The organism is Leuconostoc carnosum, assembly GCF_014207505.1.
Lineage (GTDB): Bacteria > Bacillota > Bacilli > Lactobacillales > Lactobacillaceae > Leuconostoc > Leuconostoc carnosum.
Genome location: NZ_JACHGL010000001.1, coordinates 193,809 through 213,859 on the forward strand (window position 1 = coordinate 193,809; position 20,051 = coordinate 213,859).

The window sequence follows — 20,051 nt, forward strand, 5'->3', positions numbered from 1 at the left end:
GAATTGAGATATGAAATCTAAAATAATTAAAAATATAATGACTGTTGCGATGAGTTTAATATTGCTCTTGCCACTTATGATCGCTGTTGTGCCAGAAACAAAAGCAGCGGAATCAGACCCAGCTTATTCAAAAATAAAGGAACGTGGTGTACTGGTTGTTGGCCTTTCCGCAGATTATGCCCCATTTGAGTTCCATACAACAGTTGATGGTAAAGATAAAATTGTTGGTTTCGAAGTTGATATGGCGAAAGAAATTGCAAAGGATTTAGGTGTTAAACTTCAAATCAAAGAAATGGGTTTTGATGGTTTAATTGGTGCTGTACAAACTGGGAAAATTGATGTTATTATTTCTGGTATTAATGCAACGCCTGAACGTGAGAAAGTTATTGATTTTTCTAAATCCTATCTTGCACCAAAGCAGACCATTATGGTTTTGAAGAAAAATGAAGCACAATTTACCACAGATGTTAATTCATTTTCAGGTAAAAAAATAGGGGCTCAACGACAAACAACGCAGGAAACTTTTGTTCAAAACAATATGTCTTCTGCTACATTGGTTAGTTTGCAAAAAGTGCCTGATCTTGTTTCGCAATTATCAGCAGGTAAGATTGCAGGTGTTGTATTAAATGATCCAATATCTTCGGCGTACGCACAACAAAACAAAGCGTTCAAGGTGATTTTTCCTAAGCCAAACGAGTCTGAGGGTGCAATTTCCGTTGCCATGCCTAAAAACTCACCAGTATTAAAATCAAAGATCAACGAGTCGATTGACCAAATCGTTGAATCAGGCCAGTTGAAAACTTTCCAAAAGAAAGCTAATGCGTTAATGTTCAATGATCAGTCATTTTGGTCAAAATATGGTAATTTATTTATTAAAGGAACTCTGATTACCTTAGCCTTAGCGGCTATTGCGGTTATTATCGGAATTATTTTGGGCACGATAGTTGCTTTGTTTAAATTGTCACCGAACTTCATATTAAAGGCTATCGGAAACATTTATGTTGAGTATGTTCGTGGTACACCTTTGCTTGTGCAAGCGTTTATGGTGTTCTTCGGGACTCAAGTTATTGGTCTAAATCTATCTGCCTTTGCTGCTGGTTCTTTGGCAATGGGATTAAACTCTGCTGCCTATATTGCTGAAATTATCCGGTCAGGAATTAATTCCGTCAATTATGGTCAAACAGAGGCTGCTCGTTCACTTGGGCTATCTAAGAACAAGGCAATGCGTTACATTGTATTACCACAAGCTGTTAAGAATATTTTACCTGCACTGGGTAACGAGTTCGTTACGGTAATTAAAGAAGGATCTGTTGTATCCGTTATTGGTGTTGGTGAATTAATGTTTCAGACCGGTGTGGTCCAAGGAGCAAGCTTTAAACCGTTCTTTCCACTACTAATGACTTCACTCATTTATTTTATATTAACATTTGGTATTAGTCGTGCATTAGGATACGCTGAAAAGCGAATGGCACGCACAAGTCGTTAATTTTATAGTTTGAAATTAAAAGCGAACGTTTCGATTTTCAAAATATGAAAACACTTACAAACCAAACGTTCGTAAATCATCTTAAAAAAAGCTATATAGTTCGTATTATACGAACTATATAGCTTTTTTTGTGAAAATTATTATTTTAAAACGAAGTATTTTTGTCGATTTTCTGTTAAATTTAAATTGTAAACGAATGAAATGGATAACTAGTCAAAAAATGGAGGAAGTCATGCCACAAGTTGCAGTTGTTATGGGGTCAATTAGTGATTGGCCAATCATGAAAAAAACAACCACGCTGTTAGAAACATTTGGAATTACTTATGAAAAACATGTTATTTCAGCACACCGTATGCCAGCTGAATTAGAACGTTTTGGTCAAAATGCTAAGAACAGTGGATTACAAGTGATTATTGCTGGCGCAGGCGGTGCAGCGCATTTACCAGGAATGTTGGCAGCTAATACGTTGATACCAGTTATTGGTGTACCCATTCAAACGCGGGCATTAAATGGTTTAGATTCTTTACTATCAATTGTACAAATGCCTGCGGGGATTCCAGTTGCTACAGTTGCTATCGGAGAAGCTGGTGCTAAAAATGCAGCTATCTTAGCAGCTCAAATTGTAAGTCTTCAAGATGAAGCTATTACAACAAAACTAACTGATTTCCGTCAGCAACAAAGACAAGCATCAATTGACAGTGAGGCTGACTTAATATGACAAATATAGTTTTACCACCAGCAACCATCGGTATTATTGGTGGTGGCCAATTAGGACAAATGATGGCCTTGTCAGCCAAGGCGATGGGATATAAGGTTGGCGTTTTAGACCCAACACCACAGTCGCCGGCAGGGCAAGTTTCAGATTTTCAAATTGTCGCGCATTATGACGATGTCAATGCATTAGAATCATTATCTCAGCGCAGTGATATTTTAACTTATGAATTTGAAAATGTTGATATGACAGCTCTGGCACAACACAAAACAATTTTGCCACAAGGAACAGACTTGTTACGTATTACTAGTAATCGTTTGATCGAAAAAACATTTATTCGTGATAGGGCGGCAGTGCCAGTTGCCGAATTTATGGCAGTCAATTCACCAGAAGATTTTAGAATAGCAGTGAAAAAGATAACATTACCAGCAATTTTGAAAACAGTTAATGGTGGTTATGACGGTCATGGGCAATGGGAAGTGAATCAATTGGCTGATATTGATAATATTTTAACTGATTTTCCAACGCAACCTTTAATTTTAGAACAGCGTGTGCAGTTTAATCAAGAAGTTAGTATCATGGTGACACGTGATGCCCAAGGAAAAATCACAAAGTGGCCTGTTTCTGAGAATGTACATGTTAACCACATATTGAAAACAAGTTTAGTACCAGCTAATGTCACTGACACAGTTAGCGAAAAAATAGGCGTCATTGCGACTAATATAGCGACTGCATTATCGTTACGAGGTGTCTTAGGTATTGAGTTATTTGTCAATGGTGAAGACATCTGGGTGAATGAACTGGCACCACGTCCGCATAATTCCGGACACTATAGTATTGAAGCGACCAATGTATCACAATTTGAAGGCCATATTCGAAGCATAACTGGGCTACCATTGCCTGCAATTAGTTTGTACCAACCAGCTTTGATGGTTAACTTGCTAGGGGATGAGCTAGAGCAAGCACGTCATGATTTTGCTGAACATCCCGAATGGCATTTTCACGATTACGGCAAATCGGCAATTAAACACGATCGTAAAATGGGACACATCACGGTACTAGGTCAAGAAAACATTCAAAAACTACAGAATTGGAGTCAAACACATGAACAGCGTGACGTATAAGAATCGTACGATTGAACAGGGTGAATTAAAATATACTGGTAAAGCTAAAGAAGTTTATACGACAAATGATCCTGATATTTTATGGATACATTATCTTGATCAAGCCACTGCCAAAAATGGTAAGGAAAAGGAACAAATTGATGGAAAAGGTCAGTTAAATAGTGCCATTAGTCATTTGTTATTTGATTATTTAACACAACAAAACATCAAAAATCATTATTTATTATCAATTTCTAAAACTGATGAATTAGTACAAGCACTAGAGATTTTACCAATAGAAGTTGTCACGCGAAATTATGCTTCTGGCCACTTTGTCAGTAAATTTCAAGTGACGCCCATGAAAAAATTAACGCCTATTGTGCAAGAATTTTATTATAAATCTGACGCTTTGGATGACCCATTCATTAATGACTCACAAATCTTAGCATTAGGGTATGCGGTTTCTGATGAGTTGATTTACTTAAGACAAGAAGCGCAACAAATTAATCAATTGTTAAGTCACTTATTTTCAACGATTAACATTCAATTGATTGATTTCAAACTTGAATTTGGTCGTACAGCATCTGGCAGTATTATACTAGCTGATGAATTGTCACCAGATAATATGAGATTGGTTGATTTAACAACTGGTGATTCATTAGATAAGGATATATTTAGAGAACACAAGGGTGATATGACAGTCGGCTATCATGAAGTATTAGACAGATTATCACATGTTAAATAAGGAGAAGATGATGTATTTAGCAAAAATTTATGTGACGTATAAGCCCTCTATTTTGGACCCACAAGGTGAGGTTATCAAATCAGCATTACACCGAATGGATTACGCTGGGGTACAAACAGTGACTCAAGGAAAATATTTTGAAGTCAAATTACAAGCAACTGATGTTGACAGTGCAACAGCTGAAACCCAAAGTTTCACCGAATCACTGCTTATTAATCAAAACACAGAAACTTATCGCTTTGACTTGAGTTTGGTTGCAGATGAGGTGGATGTATGAGAGCGGCTGTTATTAGTTTTCCAGGATCAAATTGTGACTTTGATATGCTATATGCATTACAGGATTTTGGTGTTGATGCTCAAATTATTTCCGCAAAAACTAATGATTTGACAAATTTTGATGCAATATTTTTACCCGGTGGTTTTTCTTATGGTGATTATCTTCGAACAGGTGCTATTGCACGCTTTTCACCAATCATGAGTGCAGTTACCCAGGCAGCAAATGAGGGCAAGATTATTGTTGGCATTTGCAATGGGTTTCAAATATTAACAGAAGCAGGCTTGTTACCTGGACAACTGTTAATGAATAAAAATCCTGGATTTATTTGTGACGAGGTGCTGCTAACGATTGCTAATCCAGACACGGCATACACTAATACGTACAACGCTAACGAAAAAATTTTGATACCCATCGCTCATGGTGAGGGCAATTACTATGCTGATGAAGCGACGCTAGATCAACTAGAAAACAATCATCAAGTTGTGTTTCGCTATGCAGATAATCCTAATGGTTCTGCTCGTGATATTGCTGGTATTATGAACGAGCAAGGAAATGTATTTGGCATGATGCCACATCCAGAACGAGCAGTCGACCCAATCACAGGTAACATCGATGGGCAAGGATTTTTTAAGAGTATTTTATCGGCTATTCTAACAAAAGTTACCGCGTAATTATCTCATTTAGATAACGCATACTCGAGATGAAATCCCTTTATGAAAGGCATTAACAATGACAAAAGTAAGTAAGGAAATGTCACCAGAACAAGTGCGTGATTCAAAAATCTATTTAGATTGGAGTCTAACACAAGAAGAATATGAGTTAATTGTTGCAACACTCGATCGCTTACCTAATTTCACAGAGACTGGTATCTTTTCTGGCATGTGGTCTGAGCATGTATCTTATAAAAAATCAAAACCAATTTTAAAAAAATTTTGGTCACAAAATGAACGTGTCTTACAAGGCCCCGGAGAAGGGGCAGGTATTCTAGATATTGGTGATGGGCAGGCGGTTGTTTTTAAAGCTGAGAGCCATAACCATCCAAGTTTTGTTGAACCTTATGAGGGTGCGGCTACTGGTATTGGTGGTATTTTACGAGATATTTTCTCAATGGGCGCACAACCAATTGCAGCTCTCGACTCACTACGCTTTGGTGAATTAAATAATCCGCGAACAAGACATCTGGTAGATGGTATCATTGCCGGCATTGCTGGTTATGGGAATGCCATTGGTATCCCCACTGTTGGCGGTGAAATCGCCTTTGATGATGTTTATGCTGGTAACCCACTAGTTAATGTTATGGCAGTTGGATTGATGGAAAAGACTGCGATGCAGGTTGGACAGGCTAAAGGTGTTGGTAACTCAGTGATCTATGTGGGTGCCAAAACTGGTCGCGATGGTATTAATGGTGCATCATTTGCTTCAGCAGAGTTTTCCTCGACACATGAATCTGATAGGTCAGCTGTACAAGTTGGTGATCCCTTTTTGGAAAAGTTAGTGATGGATACGACATTACAAGCAGTGCGTGAGTACGCTGACATTATTGTTGGTATTCAAGATATGGGCGCTGCTGGACTACTTTCATCTAGTTCGGAAATGGCATCTAAAGCGGGACAAGGTATGACCTTGAATTTAGATTTGGTGCCACAACGTGAAACGAATATGACACCTTATGAACTCATGTTGTCAGAATCGCAAGAGCGTATGTTATTTGTAGTTAAAAGAGGCGAAGAACAAGCTATCATTGATTTGTTTGAGACAAATGATTTGGATGCAGTCATTATTGGTGAAGTGACTGATAATGAACAATTTATTTTAGAATTTGATGGTGAAATTGTGGCAGATGTGCCCATTGATTTTTTGACACATGCACCTAAACAAGATTTACCAATGGCGGTACCAGCACGTATAAAAGAGTTATCCTCAAAACAATATTTACCTGACATGTCCGATCTTAAAAAGACTGTGCTATCATTAATAGCTCAACCAACTATTGCTTCCAAAGCTGCATTATTTAGGCATTTTGATAGCATGGTGCGTGCTGATACAGTCATCAAACCCGGTGGTGATGCCGCATTAATTCGGGTGCGCGGTACACAAAAAGCCTTAGCCATGACAACAGATGTCAATGCACGATATTTGTATTTAGATCCATTAAAGGGTGCGCAAATGGCGGTTGCTGAAGCAGCACGCAATATTGTAGCAACTGGGGCATTACCCATTGGCATTACAGATGGTTTGAATTTTGGCTCACCAGATAATCCTGAAGTTTATTACGAACTAGATCAAGCTGTTTCAGGAATTAATATTATGGCAAAACAATTGAATACGCCAATCATTTCAGGTAACGTTTCTCTTTACAATGAAACCGATGGGCGAGCTATTTATCCAACACCGATGATTGGCATGGTTGGTTTGTTAGAAGATGTCACCAAAGCAACAACTATTGATTTTAAAAATGCTGGAGATGTAATTTACCTGATTGGTGAAACCGAAGCAAGCTTCAATGGGTCTGAAATCCAGAAAATGCAAACTGGAAGTATTGGTGGCCAGTTGTTTGACATTGATCCAACAGCTGAATTAAAATCACAACGTTTAGTGCTTGAGGGTATTGACCAAAAATTATTTGCTAGTGTGCATGATTTATCCGAAGGTGGCCTAATTGTCAGCTTGTTAGAGAGTAGTTTTGCTGGTAATTTAAGTTTCCAAGTGACAACAAATTGGTTGTCCCACTATCTATTCTCAGAAACACCCAGTCGTTTTTTAGTCAGTGTACCAGCTGATAAAATGAGCTATTTTGAGGAATTAGGTGGCCAATATGTGACTAAATTAGGATTAGTGACTTCAGATGATGATTGGCAAATTACTACGGCGACAGAAACATTGGCAGGTTCAAGAGCAGAGACCAAGAAAATTTATCAGGAGAGTATTTCATGGCAGCTAAAGGCTTAGATTCTGGACAGGCATCCAATCAATTAATGGAAAAAATGCGTGTTAATGTGCGTAGCTTGAATGAGGAATGTGGCATTTTTGGTGTTTGGGGACGATCCGATGCGGCACAATCGACATATTATGGTCTCCACGCTTTACAACATCGTGGTCAAGAAGGTGCCGGTATTGTATCTAATCAAGATGGACACTTATGGCAAGAACGTGGTTTAGGCTTGTTAAGCGATGTTTTCCGTAATCCTGCTCGTATTGAACCACTAAGCGGGCACAGTGCCATTGGGCATGTCCGCTACGCAACGGCAGGTTCACATGGTATTGAAAATATTCAACCAATGATGGCTAATTTCCAAGATATGCAAATGGCTTTAGCACATAATGGCAATCTGACCAATGCATCATCGTTACGTCAGGAATTAGAAGACACAGGTGCAATTTTCCAAAGTTCATCAGATTCTGAGATTTTATTGCATTTAATTCGTCATTCAAAAGCTACTCGCTTTGTCGATCAATTAAAAGAAGCTCTGAATCGTGTTCGTGGTGGTTTTGCTTATCTATTGTTAACACCATATGGGATGTTTGCAGCATTAGATCCGCACGCCTTTCGCCCATTTGTAGTTGGTCAAATGCCTGATGGTCAATATGTAGTGACATCAGAAACGGCAGCTCTAGACGTTGTCGGCGCAAAATTTTTACGCGATGTTCAGCCTGGTGAACTCATTAGTATTGATGATACTGGTATGACGATTGATCATTATACGACACAGACAACTTTAAATATTGATGCGATGGAATATATTTATTTTGCAAGGCCGGATTCTACCATTTATGGTGTGAATGTACATCAGGCACGTAAAAGGATGGGTGCGGCGTTAGCAAAAGAACAACCTGTACCTCATGCAGATATTATTGTCGGTGTACCAAACTCAAGTCTGTCCGCTGCTGCTGGTTTTGCTCAAGCAACGGGTTTACCAAATGAAATGGGATTGATTAAAAATCAATATATTGCGCGAACGTTTATTGAACCAACACAAGATAAGCGTGAGCGCGCAGTTCGTATGAAATTAAGCGCTGTGAAGGAAGTCATTTGTGGTAAGAATGTGGTATTAGTTGATGATTCAATTGTGCGTGGTACAACATCAATGTACATTGTCCGCATGTTAAAAGAAGCAGGTGCTAAGTCTGTACATGTCCGTATTGCCAGCCCGGTCTTTAAATTACCATCCTTTTATGGTATTGACATGCAAACAACAAAAGAACTTCTAGGCGCACAACACACAATTCCTGAAATGCGTGAGAAAATTGAGGCTGATTCGCTGGGATTCTTGTCAGTTGATGCGCTAGTTAAAGCGATAGATTTGCCTTATGATGGGGCAGGAACTGGCTTGACGACAGCATATTTTGATGGTCATTATCCAAGTCCAGTTTACGATTACGAGTCGAGTTTGTCGGAATTAATCAAAAGTGGTCAAGTCGATTTTGAACCTGAGCCAACAACAACTTATCATCCACGACAAGTAGCAACGCTTCGTCAGCAAGCTATTGCAGATGATGGTACTATTCATTTTGATACAAAAACTAATCAGGGAGTAGAAATATGACCAAAAAAAATGCCTATCAATCCGCAGGCGTTGATATTAAGGCTGGAGAGCAAGCAGTAGAACTAATGCAAGATGCTGTTGCGTCAACTTATACCCCAAATGTATTAAGTCATTTAGGTGGATTTGGTGCCACTTATGCATTAGGTACAGATTTAAAAGATCCAGTGTTAATATCCGGTGCTGATGGTGTAGGCACTAAATTATTACTTGCAATTGCAGCTGACAAACATGATACAATCGGCCAAGATCTTGTGGGAATGGTGACCAATGATATTTTATCACAAGGTGCAAAACCAGCTTTCATGTTAGATTATTTAGCTGTTGATAAAATGAGACCTGCAGTAGTAGCAGAGATTGTGACAGGGATAGCTGCAGCTGCTAAGGCATCTGGTGTGGCATTGATTGGTGGTGAGAGTGCTGAGTTACCTGGTTTATATGCCAAAAAGCATTATGATTTAGCTGCATTTGCTGTTGGTGTGGCTGAACGTGATCAGCTATTAAATCCAGATAATGTGAAAGAAGGGGATGTATTGATTGGCATACCATCATCTGGTATTCATTCCAATGGCTATTCATTAGTTCGTCAAGTTTTTGGTATTCAATCATCTGAGGCGTTTGCTGATTTGGATCCAGATTTGCAAAAGAATCTACTCACACCCACCAAACTATATGCTCACAGTGTTTGGCCATTAATAGAAAAACATTTAGTGACGACAATAGCTCATATCACTGGTGGTGGTCTAATTGAAAACTTACCACGGGCATTGCCAAGCCATCTTTCAGCTGAGATTAGCTGGGGAACATGGCCAATTTTGCCAATATTTAATGCACTTCAAGCTGCTGGTAATTTATCACTTGAAGATATGTTGCTGACGTTTAATAATGGTTTAGGGATGATTCTTGTTGTTCCTGAAAAAAATGTCACGGCAGCTTTAAAACAAGTTGATGACGCGCATGTTATTGGCAAGGTGACCTCAAAGCAATCAGAACCAGTGATTTTTAAAGGTGAGGCACCATGGTAGGGCAAGTGAAATTGGCGATATTCGCCTCTGGTACAGGAACTAATTTTCAAGCATTACACGATGCGGTTTTACAACGGCAATTACCTGCTGAAATTGTAAGATTGGTTGTTGATAAAGCGGATGCTGGGGCATTGCATCTGGCAAAATTATTTGGTGTACCTGCGATGGTAATCCGATATGCTGATTATGATTCCAAATCGCTGGCAGAATTAGCTATTATAAAACAACTTCATGAAGATGAAGTTGATGGTATTTTGTTAGCAGGTTATATGCGTATTTTAACACCAACTCTGACAGCTGCTTTTCCAGGGCGCATTGTTAATTTACATCCAGCCATGTTACCAAAATTTCCTGGCCGACAGAGTATTTTAGATGCTTATGAAGCTGGTGTCACTGAAACAGGTGTGACTGTTCACTTTGTTGATGATGGCATTGATACAGGTCAAGTGATTGCTCAGCAATCTGTACCACGTTTATCACAGGATACGTTGGCAGACTTAGAAGCGCGCATTCATAAAGTTGAACATGTTTTATATCCTGATACTTTAGAACATTTACTGAAAGAAGGAGTATTTTCAAAATGACTCGTGCATTAATTAGTGTTTCAGATAAGCGTGGCTTAGTGCCTTTTGCTCAAAAATTAATTGAACTTGGTTATGAACTTGTATCTACAGGTGGGACACATCACGTATTAGCCGATGCTGGGTTGGATGTCTTAGAAATTGAAGCAGTGACTGATTTTCCAGAAATGCTGGATGGTCGTGTGAAGACATTACATCCCCGTGTTCATGCAGGTTTATTAGCGCGACGTGATTTACCAGAACATATGGCAACGCTTGAAAAATTTAATATTAAACCAATTGACATTGTTGTTGTTAATTTATATCCTTTTAAATCTACCATTCAAAAAGAGGGCGTGACTGAGTCGGAAGCAATTGAAAATATCGATATTGGTGGACCTTCAATGCTGCGATCTGCTGCCAAAAATTTTGCTTCAGTTTTGCCAGTGGTTGATCCAGCTGATTATGATGATATTATTGCTAGGTTAGTAGAAAATAACATCTCATCAACTTATCGTAAACAATTAGCTGCTAAAGTTTTTCAACATACAGCAGCTTATGATGCCCTTATCGCTCAGTATTTAACGGCATCTGAATTTCCAGCTCAATTAACATTACCTTATGATAAATTTGACGACATGCGTTATGGGGAAAATCCGCATCAGCAAGCTGCTGCTTACAAAACAGCGCTACCTGAAACGTATTCTGTTTTGAATGCTAATATTTTACACGGTAAGCAATTATCATACAATAATATTCGTGATGTTGATGCAGCGCTACGTATTATTTCAGAATTCGACGATACAACAGTTGTTACAGTTAAACATATGAACCCGGCTGGAATTGGTCAAGGAATAACACTTGAATCAGCATGGGATAATGCATTTTCGGCTGATGACATTTCAATTTTTGGTGGTATTGTAGCGCTTAATCGTGAAGTTGATGCTGCAACTGCGAAAAAGATGCATGCCATTTTCTTAGAAATTATTATTGCACCAAGTTTTACACAAGAAGCCTATGATATTTTAGCGGCTAAAAAGAATCTTCGTTTGCTAACTTTACCGTTTACAACAATTGTGCCACAGAAATTAGAAGTGACATCAATTCTCGGCGGTGTGGTTGTGCAAGAACGTGACTTAGTGGGTGAATCGGAAGCTAACTTTGAAGTTGTATCAAAAGCACAACCAACCACTGAACAGTTACATGCCATGATTTTTGCTCAAAAAGCTGTCAAGCATGTGAAATCTAATGCGATTGTCGTCGCACGAGACGGACAAACACTTGGTGTGGGTGCTGGTCAGCCTAATCGTATTGATTCTGTCGTTTATTCAATTCAAAAGGCTGAGAAAAAAGCAGGTTTTGATGAAGCAGTATTGGCATCGGATGCATTTTTCCCAATGTCTGATTCTGTTCAATATGCTGCTGAACATGGTATTAAAGCAATTGTTGAACCTGGTGGTTCAATTAAGGATAAAGATTCCATTGCGAAAGCCGATGAATTAGGTGTTGTGTTGGTATTTTCTGGGACACGTCACTTTAAACATTAATGATTTGATGTGTTTTTTACCTATGCTATAATTTTTTACAGAGGAAAAATGATGGCACGAACAACACCAATCGAATTTACCAATATGATTATGATTGAAAATCCAGTAACGCATGAAATTTTGGTTGAAGATCGTAAAGATCCAGCATGGCCTGGCGTTACATTTCCTGGTGGACATATTGAAGCGGGTGAAACAGTTGTGGCTAGTGCTATCCGCGAGGTACAAGAAGAAACAGGGTTGATTATAGAAAAACCAAAATTGGTTGGTCTGAAAGAATGGCCAATAGCCGATGGCGCACGCTATATTGTGATGCTCTTTAAAGCAACGCAATATCACGGTACCGTTCATTCTGGGCGAGAAGGTGACATTTTTTGGACGACGCGTGATAAGTTAAAAAATATGGTGACGCCACGTACATTTATGGAGATGTTACCAGTCTTCGATCAACCAGAAGTTAATGAATTAGCGCTAAGTGACAAACAAGATGGACAATGGACTTTAGACTGGCTTTAACATATATGCGGTGCCTGTTTAAAACTCAAAAGTAAAAAAGTATTCGTGTGAGCGAACCTTTTTTATTTTTTTATAAAAATACTGATAAATAGTAGATATAAAGCGATATCAATCTGACGAACTGATATCGTAACAGAGAATTGTATAGAGGATAGCATGAAAAAAGTATTGATTATCGGATCTGGTGCGCGCGAGCATGCCTTAGCACAAACATTTTGTAGAAGTGAACAAGTGGAAACGGTTCTGGTAGCGCCTGGAAATGATGGCATGCAAGATATCGGTATACAATGTATTGCTACGTCAGCGACTGATTTGTCAGGTTTAGTTGACTTGGCGTTGCGAGAAAAAGTGGATTTAACTTTTGTTGGGAATGAGGAACCATTAACACTAGGAATTGTTGATTTATTCCAGCAAGCCGGATTACGTATTTTTGGACCATCAAAATTAGCTGCACAATTAGAAGGATCTAAGTCCTTTACTAAAAATATTTTACAGCAATATAATATTCCAACTGCTAGATCAGTAACAGTAAGTTCGTTACGCGAGGCTCAGCAACAAGTAGGTACATTTGGTATACCAGTTGTTTTGAAATATGATGGCTTGGCGCTGGGTAAAGGGGTCACTATTGCAACAACTCAAGAAGAAGTAGCAGCATACTTACAGGATTTGTACACACATAATCCAGAAGATAAATTAGTTATTGAATCTTATATGGCTGGTGTGGAGTTTTCTATATTTTCACTTGTTGGTGAAAATGGCGTGATGGTTCATGCACCATTGGCACAAGATCATAAACGGCGATATGATGGTGATAAAGGACCCAATACCGGGGGAATGGGCGCATATAGCCCAGTGCGTTGGTTAGGGGATGAGGTCTATCAACAAGCAATTAAGACACTTGTAGTACCAACAGTAAATGCTATGGCTCAAGAAGGCATGCCATTTGTGGGGGTCTTATATACAGGTGTCATGTTAACTGATGAAGGACCAAAAGTTGTTGAATTTAATGTGCGATTTGGTGATCCAGAAGCACAAGTTGTGTTACCACAGTTTCAAGGTGATTTTTATCAAGTTATTGATGAGTTAATTGGTGGTCGGCAACCTCAGCCCCGTTGGCAAACTAAAGATGTTTATGTTGGCGTTGTTTTAGCAGCAAGTGGATATCCCCAGTCACCAGTTAAAGGCGCAGCCGTGCCTAGTGTTGATGATGTGTCGCCATTGATCATTAATTATGCTGGTGTGAAGGCTGGTAAAGCTAATGGTGGTCGTGTAGCAACGATTGTAACTCATGGGAGCAGCGCAACATTAGCGCAACAAAAAGTTTATAATAAAATAGATATGTTAAAAACAGAGTTACAGTATCGACATGATATTGCTTATCAGGCAGTTCAATCAGAAAATAAAAGAATTTAAGGGGATACCGACATGCAGACAGATATTGAAATCGCACAAGCTTCTGACATTGAACCAATAATGAAAATTGCTGAAAATGCTGGTTTACAAGCACATGAAATCGAACCTTACGGTTATGATAAAGCAAAGATTAAACTGGATCCGACAGTAACACGGAAATCAGATTTAGGAAAATTAATTTTAGTTACTTCTATCAATCCAACGCCAGCTGGTGAAGGAAAATCAACAGTGACAGTTGGTTTGGCAGATGCTTTATCATTAGCTGGTAAAAAAACAATGATTGCCTTACGTGAGCCATCACTCGGACCAGTAATGGGTATGAAAGGTGGTGCTACGGGTGGTGGGTACGCGCAAGTAGTACCGATGGCCGATATTAATTTACATTTCACAGGTGATTTTCATGCGCTAACTTCAGCTCATGATACATTGGCAGCGATATTAGATAATAGTTTACATCAGGGTAATCCGCTAAATATTGATCCAAGACGTATTTTGTGGAAACGAGTCTTAGATATTAATGATCGGGCGTTACGTCATGTGACGGTTGGCCTTGGTGGGCCAACATCGGGCGTTCCTAGAGAAGATGGCTTTGATATCACAGTAGCATCTGAATTAATGGCGATTTTGACGTTATCAACTGATTTAATGGACTTAAAAGCACGCGTCGAACGTATTGTTGTCGGTTATACATATGACAAAGCGCCAGTAACAGTTGAAGATCTTGGTGTGGCTGGAGCAATTACAGTTTTGTTGAAAGATGCCATCAAACCAAACCTAGTACAAACCCTGGCACATACACCGGCCATCATTCATGGTGGGCCATTTGCTAACATTGCTCAAGGGACTAACTCAGTCTTGGCCACAAAAACGGCTTTGCAATTAGCTGATTACACGGTGACTGAAGCAGGATTTGGTGCTGATTTGGGTGGTGAAAAGTTTTTGGATGTTAAGGTACCTATATTAGGTAAAACACCAGACACAATTGTTATTGTCGCGACTATTCGTGCTTTGAAACATCATGGTGGTGTGCCATTGTCTGAGTTGAATCATGAAAATATTGCTGCCTTGAAAACTGGTTTAGAGAATTTGGGTCAACATCTAACCGCTATGGGACGCTACGGTGTGCCAGTAGTGGTAGCTATTAATCGCTTTACTGCAGATACTGAAGCTGAATTACAAGAAATTCAAAACTATGTTCATCTATTTGGTTTTGAAGCCTATACGACTGAAGTGTGGGCTAAAGGTGGTGCTGGTGCTGAAGAACTGGCAGCTGCAGTGATTGAAAAAGCGGATCAAGAATCTGATTTTACGCCACTTTATGAACCCAATGATGAAGCGGTCGATAAGCTTAATAATATTGCGCAAACAATTTACGGTGCTGCTAAAATTGAGTTATCTGCTAAAGCTAGCAAACAATTGGCAGAATTTAAACAACATGGTTGGGACAAATTACCTATTATCATGGCAAAAACACAATACTCATTGTCTGATGATGCTAAGCAGTTGGGCGCACCAAAGGACTTTATTATTCATGTCCGAGAGTTTGTACCAAAACTTGGCGCAGGCTTCTTAGTAGCGATGACGGGATCTGTTTTAACTATGCCGGGATTGCCAAAACATCCGGCAGCATTTGACATTGATATTGATGAAAATGGTGTGATTACCGGACTGTTTTAGGGGACAGACCAAAGATAGTTGCGTGTTCAATTAATAGTAGCAAGTATTAAAGGAGTATGTATTGGCATTTTTACAGATAAATTATTATTCAAATGTTTTAGGTATGGATCGTGTCATGAACGTGATTTTACCAGAATTATCTGAGCACAATCCACAATGGACAAATACAGTATTGCAAGATATACCTGTGCTTTATTTATTACATGGCATGTCTGGTGATCAGGCAGTTTGGCAACGACGGACAAATATTGAGCGCTTAGTACGACAAACACCAGTTGCAATTATTATGCCGTCAACTGACCTCGCTTGGTACACCAATACACAATATGGTATGCATTATTTCGATGCTTTATTTGAAGAACTACCTCAAAAAGTGGCTGAATTATTGCCACAAATTTCGACCAAACGTGAAAAAAACTTTGTAGCAGGTCTATCAATGGGTGGTTACGGTGCTTTTAAAATGGCTTTTAGTGGTCAAAAATTCAGTTATGCAGCTTCATTATCGGGTGCTTTATTGGGAGATCCAAATTTTCCAGAGCGAGATACTTGGCAAAATTCAGCCTATTGGCAAGGTATATTTGGTAATTTAGACAAGTTGATGGGATCAGAAAATGATGTGTTAACCTTGGCCACAAAACAAGCTGATAGTCAGCAACAATTACCACAGCTTTATGCTTGGATTGGTGAACAAGATTTTTTATACGACAATAATGAACAAGCCATTGCTCACTTTAAAACACTTGGATATGATGTTACTTTTGAAACTGATCCTGGTGAACATGAGTGGTATTATTGGGACAAAAAAATTGAACGTGTACTTGAATGGTTGCCGATTGATTATCAACCAGAAAAAAGATTATCATAATTTTTCAAATTAATCGCATCAACATTGCTGATATTAACTAAAAAAGACATCTATTTAGGAGTAGAGGATTAATGGAAAATAAATGGCTAAGGGCTGCACTGCCAGCGTTATTGATTCATGGTAGTATTGGAACTGTATACGCGTGGAGCGTATTTAAGCAGGCAATAGCTAATGAAATTGGGGCTTCTGTTCCAAGTGTTGAGTGGGCATTTTCGTTGGCAATTTTATTTCTTGGCTTGTCGGCTGCTGTTTTAGGACATTTTGTCGAACAAGATATTAAAAAATCAGCCTTGTTATCTACAGCATTTTTTGTTGTTGGTATGATAGGGACTGGGATTAGTATTCAACAAAAATCACTTATTGGTATCTACATCTTTTACGGCGTTATAATGGGTATTGGACTAGGAATTGGTTACCTAACACCAGTGAAAAACTTAATGTTATGGTTTAAAGATAATAAAGGGTTGGGGACTGGGTTAGCAGTTGCTGGATTCGGTTTGGCAAAAATGATTTTTTCACCAGTGATGATTAGTCTCCAAATAAAAGTTGGTTTATCACAAATGTTTATTATTTTAAGTGGCATTTTTGCAGTGATGATGTTAATTGGTACTTTGTTAATTCGAAAACCACTAGATTGGCATGAACGAGCATTAGCAAATAAATTTAATCCGATGTTGCTTGTGAAGAATCCCAATTTCATTGGGATATGGCTAATGTTTTATCTCAACATTACCGCTGGTTTGGCTATTATTTCTCAAGAAAAAGATATTTTAACTGGACTAATTGATGCCAGAGGGGTTGCAGTATTCTCTGTTGCATCGATTACGCTTATTGTGAGTATTGATGCTTTCTTCAATGCAGCTGGTCGGATTGGTTTTGCTACTTGGTCAGATAGATTAAAAGATCGTAACGCGATTTATCAAATCATTTTTGGTTTATCACTTTTCATGTCACTATTGGCATATTTCTTACCGAACACCAGTATGATTATGCCGATTATTTTAGTAGCCAGTTTCTTTTTGATTAATGCCGGATATGGTGGTGGTTTTTCAGCTTTACCACCATTACTATCTGATCGGTTTGGTATGAAGGCTATTTCAAAAGTGCATGGTATTGCTTTAACAGCTTGGGCAGCAGCCGGGTTATCGGGTAATCAACTAGCAAGTTTTGTGGTTCATGTTCTAAATATGCCATATCAAACAGTGTTTATTGCTATTGCTGTGTTATACTTGATAGCTTTCTGCATCGCAAGATGGGTTGTGAAACCAACACAAATGTTAATTAAATAAACCGCTTACAAACGAAACGTTCGCTTTATAAGTTTTTAAGATGATTAGTGTTCGTGTTTAGCGTAATAATTTAATGTTTGTGAGATAAAATTAATAAAATAACGAACGCAAAATGTGTTATTCCTGATACAATGAACTATAAAGACAAAACAATAAAGGATTGTAAACATGCTAGAACGTTATTCTCGTCAAGAACTTCGTGACATTTGGTCTATTCAAAATCAATATCAAACTTGGTTGGATGTTGAAATTGCTGTCGATGCTGGTTGGGTAGCTGAAGGTCATATTCCAGAATCTGATTTGGAAAAGATTCGTGCTAAGGCAACATTTGATGTTAATCGGATTGCTGAAATTGAATTATCAACGCGTCATGATGTGGTGGCGTTTACGCGAAACGTTTCAGAATCTTTAGGCGATGAGCGTAAATGGATTCATTATGGTTTAACTTCTACAGATGTCGTTGATACTGCACAAGCATTACGATTACGACAAGCCAATGTTATTATAAAAAATGATTTACTAGCTTGGCGTGAATCAATTAAGCAGTTAGCATTGAAATACAAAGATACAGTGATGATGGGACGTACACATGGCGTGCACGCTGAGCCTACGACTTTTGGCTTGAAAATGGCCCGTTTTTACGCATCAGCTACACGTGCCATTGAACGATTTGATCGCGTGGCAAGTACAGTGGAAACAGGTAAATTATCTGGGGCGGTCGGTACTTTTGCTAACGTACCACCGCGCGTTGAGTCTGTTGCCATGAAAGAGTTGGGATTAGCACCGCAGTCAATTGGATCACAAGTTTTACCACGTGATTTGCATGCTGACTATATTCAAACAATTGCTTTGATTGGTACACAAATGGAAGAATTAGCAACAGAAATTCGATCACTTCAACGGTCAGAAATTCACGAAGTTGAGGAAGGATTTGCTAAAGGACAAAAGGGCTCTTCAGCAATGCCACACAAACGTAATCCAATTGGTGATGAAAATATTACTGGTTTAGCTCGTGTTTTACGTGGCTATGCGGTAACAGCTTTGGAAGATGTTGTTTTATGGCACGAACGAGATATTTCTCATTCATCAGCTGAACGTGTTATTTTAGCAGATGCGACAGCGATTATTGATTATATGTTGCACCGTCATACGAATATTTTAAATCATCTAGGTGTATTTCCTGAAACCATGCGTAAAAATATGGACCGCACATATGGTTTGATTTACTCACAACGGCTATTACTCAGTTTGATTGATGCCGGTTTGTCTCGAGAACAAGCCTATGATACAGTACAACCGCTGACCGCACGATCATGGGATGAACAATTAATGTTCCGAGATTTGGTGGACAATGATACAATGATTACTACTAAATTAACTAAAGAACAAATTGATGACGCATTTGATTATCATTATCATTTGCGGCATGTTGATGAACTATTCAAACGCGTAGGTTTGTTATAAAAGCTGCTGTGTGCAAATGGACAATTAATTATCAGAGACATGTTTATTTTTTGCCGGTCAATAATTACTGATCATAATGAATTATATATTAAGAAAGAATATGAAATATGAAATCTTTAATTAATCACCCTGCTATCAAAGGGGTGTTAGCTACAGAAACCGATATTCAAGCACAAGTACAACGTGTAGCCAATGAGTTAACAGATAAATTTGCTGATAATCAGCAACGACCTATTTTTATTGCTGTGTTAAAAGGTGGGGTTATTTTTGCGACAGATTTACTGCGAAAAATGCCATTAGATGTTGATTTCGATTTTATTGATGTCAAGAGTTACGCCGGTGATCAATCGACTGGACAAGTTAAGGTAGTGCATGATGTGAGTATGGACTTAACAGGCCGTGATGTTGTCATTGTGGATGAAATTATTGACTCTGGGCGCACAATGCAATGGTTAAACAATTATTTTGAATTAAAAGGTGCAGCCAGTGTCACAACAGTTGCTTTAGCAGATAAGAAGGATGCACGTGTTGTTGATTTTGAAGTAGATTATTTTGGGTTAGAAGTACCTGACGAATTTTTAGTGGGTTATGGTATGGATTATAATAATTTTTTCCGTAATTTACCGGTTATTGCGATTGTGGATTTTGATAAATTAGATCAAATTAATTAAGTTAATGTTATTACTTTGATAATTATTATATAATATTAGAATTATGAAAAATAATAATTGACAATATGATAAAATAATGCAAGAATATAAATATGTTAACATTTTTGATGAAGGAAAGAGTAAGACATGTTGTCCTGTTAATAGAGAGCACCATAAAGTGAGA

General features: G+C 38.4%; 18 protein-coding genes. All 18 read left to right on the forward strand.

Translation table 11 applies throughout. From position 1 onward, the window contains the following. The first annotated feature begins 10 nt into the window (after nucleotides 1-10). The 18 genes from HNQ98_RS00910 (at nucleotide 11) to hpt (ending at nucleotide 19,888) form a co-directional block, all read left to right on the forward strand. Complete coding sequence (locus HNQ98_RS00910) at nucleotides 11-1,486, forward strand: ABC transporter substrate-binding protein/permease (RefSeq protein ID WP_135197555.1); 1,476 nt, start codon at nucleotides 11-13, stop codon at nucleotides 1,484-1,486. Between the two features lie 232 nt (nucleotides 1,487-1,718). Further along, nucleotides 1,719-2,204 carry a 5-(carboxyamino)imidazole ribonucleotide mutase gene (purE, locus tag HNQ98_RS00915; RefSeq protein WP_135197554.1) on the forward strand — a complete coding sequence of 162 codons (486 nt, stop codon included), beginning with the start codon at nucleotides 1,719-1,721 and terminating at the stop codon, nucleotides 2,202-2,204. After that, nucleotides 2,201-3,322: a 5-(carboxyamino)imidazole ribonucleotide synthase gene (purK, locus tag HNQ98_RS00920; RefSeq protein ID WP_135197553.1), complete on the forward strand. Its 1,122-nt coding sequence runs from the start codon at nucleotides 2,201-2,203 to the stop codon at nucleotides 3,320-3,322. Before purE ends, purK begins: the two co-directional genes overlap by 4 nt. Then, the gene (locus HNQ98_RS00925; RefSeq protein ID WP_135197552.1) at nucleotides 3,303-4,046 is read left to right on the forward strand and encodes a phosphoribosylaminoimidazolesuccinocarboxamide synthase; all 744 of its coding nucleotides are present in this window, start codon (nucleotides 3,303-3,305) and stop codon (nucleotides 4,044-4,046) included. The genes purK and HNQ98_RS00925 overlap by 20 nt, the downstream gene beginning before the upstream one ends. 10 nt (nucleotides 4,047-4,056) lie before the next feature. Continuing rightward, entirely contained in the window at nucleotides 4,057-4,323 is a 267-nt protein-coding gene (gene purS, locus HNQ98_RS00930) for a phosphoribosylformylglycinamidine synthase subunit PurS (RefSeq protein ID WP_014974522.1), read from the forward strand. After that, the gene (gene purQ, locus HNQ98_RS00935; protein ID WP_135197551.1) at nucleotides 4,320-4,994 is read left to right on the forward strand and encodes a phosphoribosylformylglycinamidine synthase subunit PurQ; all 675 of its coding nucleotides are present in this window, start codon (nucleotides 4,320-4,322) and stop codon (nucleotides 4,992-4,994) included. The genes purS and purQ overlap by 4 nt, the downstream gene beginning before the upstream one ends. A gap of 58 nt (nucleotides 4,995-5,052) precedes the next feature. Next, nucleotides 5,053-7,272 (forward strand): phosphoribosylformylglycinamidine synthase subunit PurL, encoded by a 2,220-nt coding sequence (purL, locus tag HNQ98_RS00940; RefSeq protein ID WP_135198156.1) that lies wholly within the window; start codon nucleotides 5,053-5,055, stop codon nucleotides 7,270-7,272. Continuing rightward, the gene (gene purF / locus HNQ98_RS00945) at nucleotides 7,254-8,867 is read left to right on the forward strand and encodes an amidophosphoribosyltransferase (protein ID WP_184284886.1); all 1,614 of its coding nucleotides are present in this window, start codon (nucleotides 7,254-7,256) and stop codon (nucleotides 8,865-8,867) included. Before purL ends, purF begins: the two co-directional genes overlap by 19 nt. Next, on the forward strand, nucleotides 8,864-9,889 hold the full coding sequence (gene purM, locus HNQ98_RS00950; RefSeq protein WP_135197548.1) for a phosphoribosylformylglycinamidine cyclo-ligase: 1,026 nt from the start codon (nucleotides 8,864-8,866) through the stop codon (nucleotides 9,887-9,889). Before purF ends, purM begins: the two co-directional genes overlap by 4 nt. After that, complete coding sequence (gene purN / locus HNQ98_RS00955) at nucleotides 9,883-10,473, forward strand: phosphoribosylglycinamide formyltransferase (RefSeq protein WP_135197547.1); 591 nt, start codon at nucleotides 9,883-9,885, stop codon at nucleotides 10,471-10,473. Before purM ends, purN begins: the two co-directional genes overlap by 7 nt. After that, on the forward strand, nucleotides 10,470-11,996 hold the full coding sequence (purH, locus tag HNQ98_RS00960; RefSeq protein WP_184284887.1) for a bifunctional phosphoribosylaminoimidazolecarboxamide formyltransferase/IMP cyclohydrolase: 1,527 nt from the start codon (nucleotides 10,470-10,472) through the stop codon (nucleotides 11,994-11,996). The genes purN and purH overlap by 4 nt, the downstream gene beginning before the upstream one ends. A 51-nt stretch (nucleotides 11,997-12,047) precedes the next feature. Continuing rightward, nucleotides 12,048-12,509 (forward strand): 8-oxo-dGTP diphosphatase, encoded by a 462-nt coding sequence (locus HNQ98_RS00965; RefSeq protein WP_184284908.1) that lies wholly within the window; start codon nucleotides 12,048-12,050, stop codon nucleotides 12,507-12,509. A gap of 156 nt (nucleotides 12,510-12,665) precedes the next feature. Next, on the forward strand, nucleotides 12,666-13,922 hold the full coding sequence (purD, locus tag HNQ98_RS00970; RefSeq protein ID WP_135197545.1) for a phosphoribosylamine--glycine ligase: 1,257 nt from the start codon (nucleotides 12,666-12,668) through the stop codon (nucleotides 13,920-13,922). A 12-nt stretch (nucleotides 13,923-13,934) separates the two neighbouring features. Continuing rightward, nucleotides 13,935-15,599, forward strand: coding sequence for a formate--tetrahydrofolate ligase (locus HNQ98_RS00975; protein ID WP_135197544.1), 1,665 nt, complete (start codon nucleotides 13,935-13,937; stop codon nucleotides 15,597-15,599). Between the two features lie 61 nt (nucleotides 15,600-15,660). Further along, on the forward strand, nucleotides 15,661-16,464 hold the full coding sequence (locus HNQ98_RS00980) for an alpha/beta hydrolase (RefSeq protein ID WP_135197543.1): 804 nt from the start codon (nucleotides 15,661-15,663) through the stop codon (nucleotides 16,462-16,464). Between the two features lie 71 nt (nucleotides 16,465-16,535). Beyond that, nucleotides 16,536-17,753, forward strand: coding sequence for an OFA family MFS transporter (locus tag HNQ98_RS00985; protein ID WP_135197542.1), 1,218 nt, complete (start codon nucleotides 16,536-16,538; stop codon nucleotides 17,751-17,753). Nucleotides 17,754-17,921: 168 nt separating this feature from the next. Continuing rightward, nucleotides 17,922-19,217: an adenylosuccinate lyase gene (purB, locus tag HNQ98_RS00990; RefSeq protein ID WP_135197541.1), complete on the forward strand. Its 1,296-nt coding sequence runs from the start codon at nucleotides 17,922-17,924 to the stop codon at nucleotides 19,215-19,217. 107 nt (nucleotides 19,218-19,324) lie between these two features. After that, nucleotides 19,325-19,888 (forward strand): hypoxanthine phosphoribosyltransferase, encoded by a 564-nt coding sequence (hpt, locus tag HNQ98_RS00995; RefSeq protein ID WP_014974509.1) that lies wholly within the window; start codon nucleotides 19,325-19,327, stop codon nucleotides 19,886-19,888. Nucleotides 19,889-20,051: the final 163 nt, after the last annotated feature.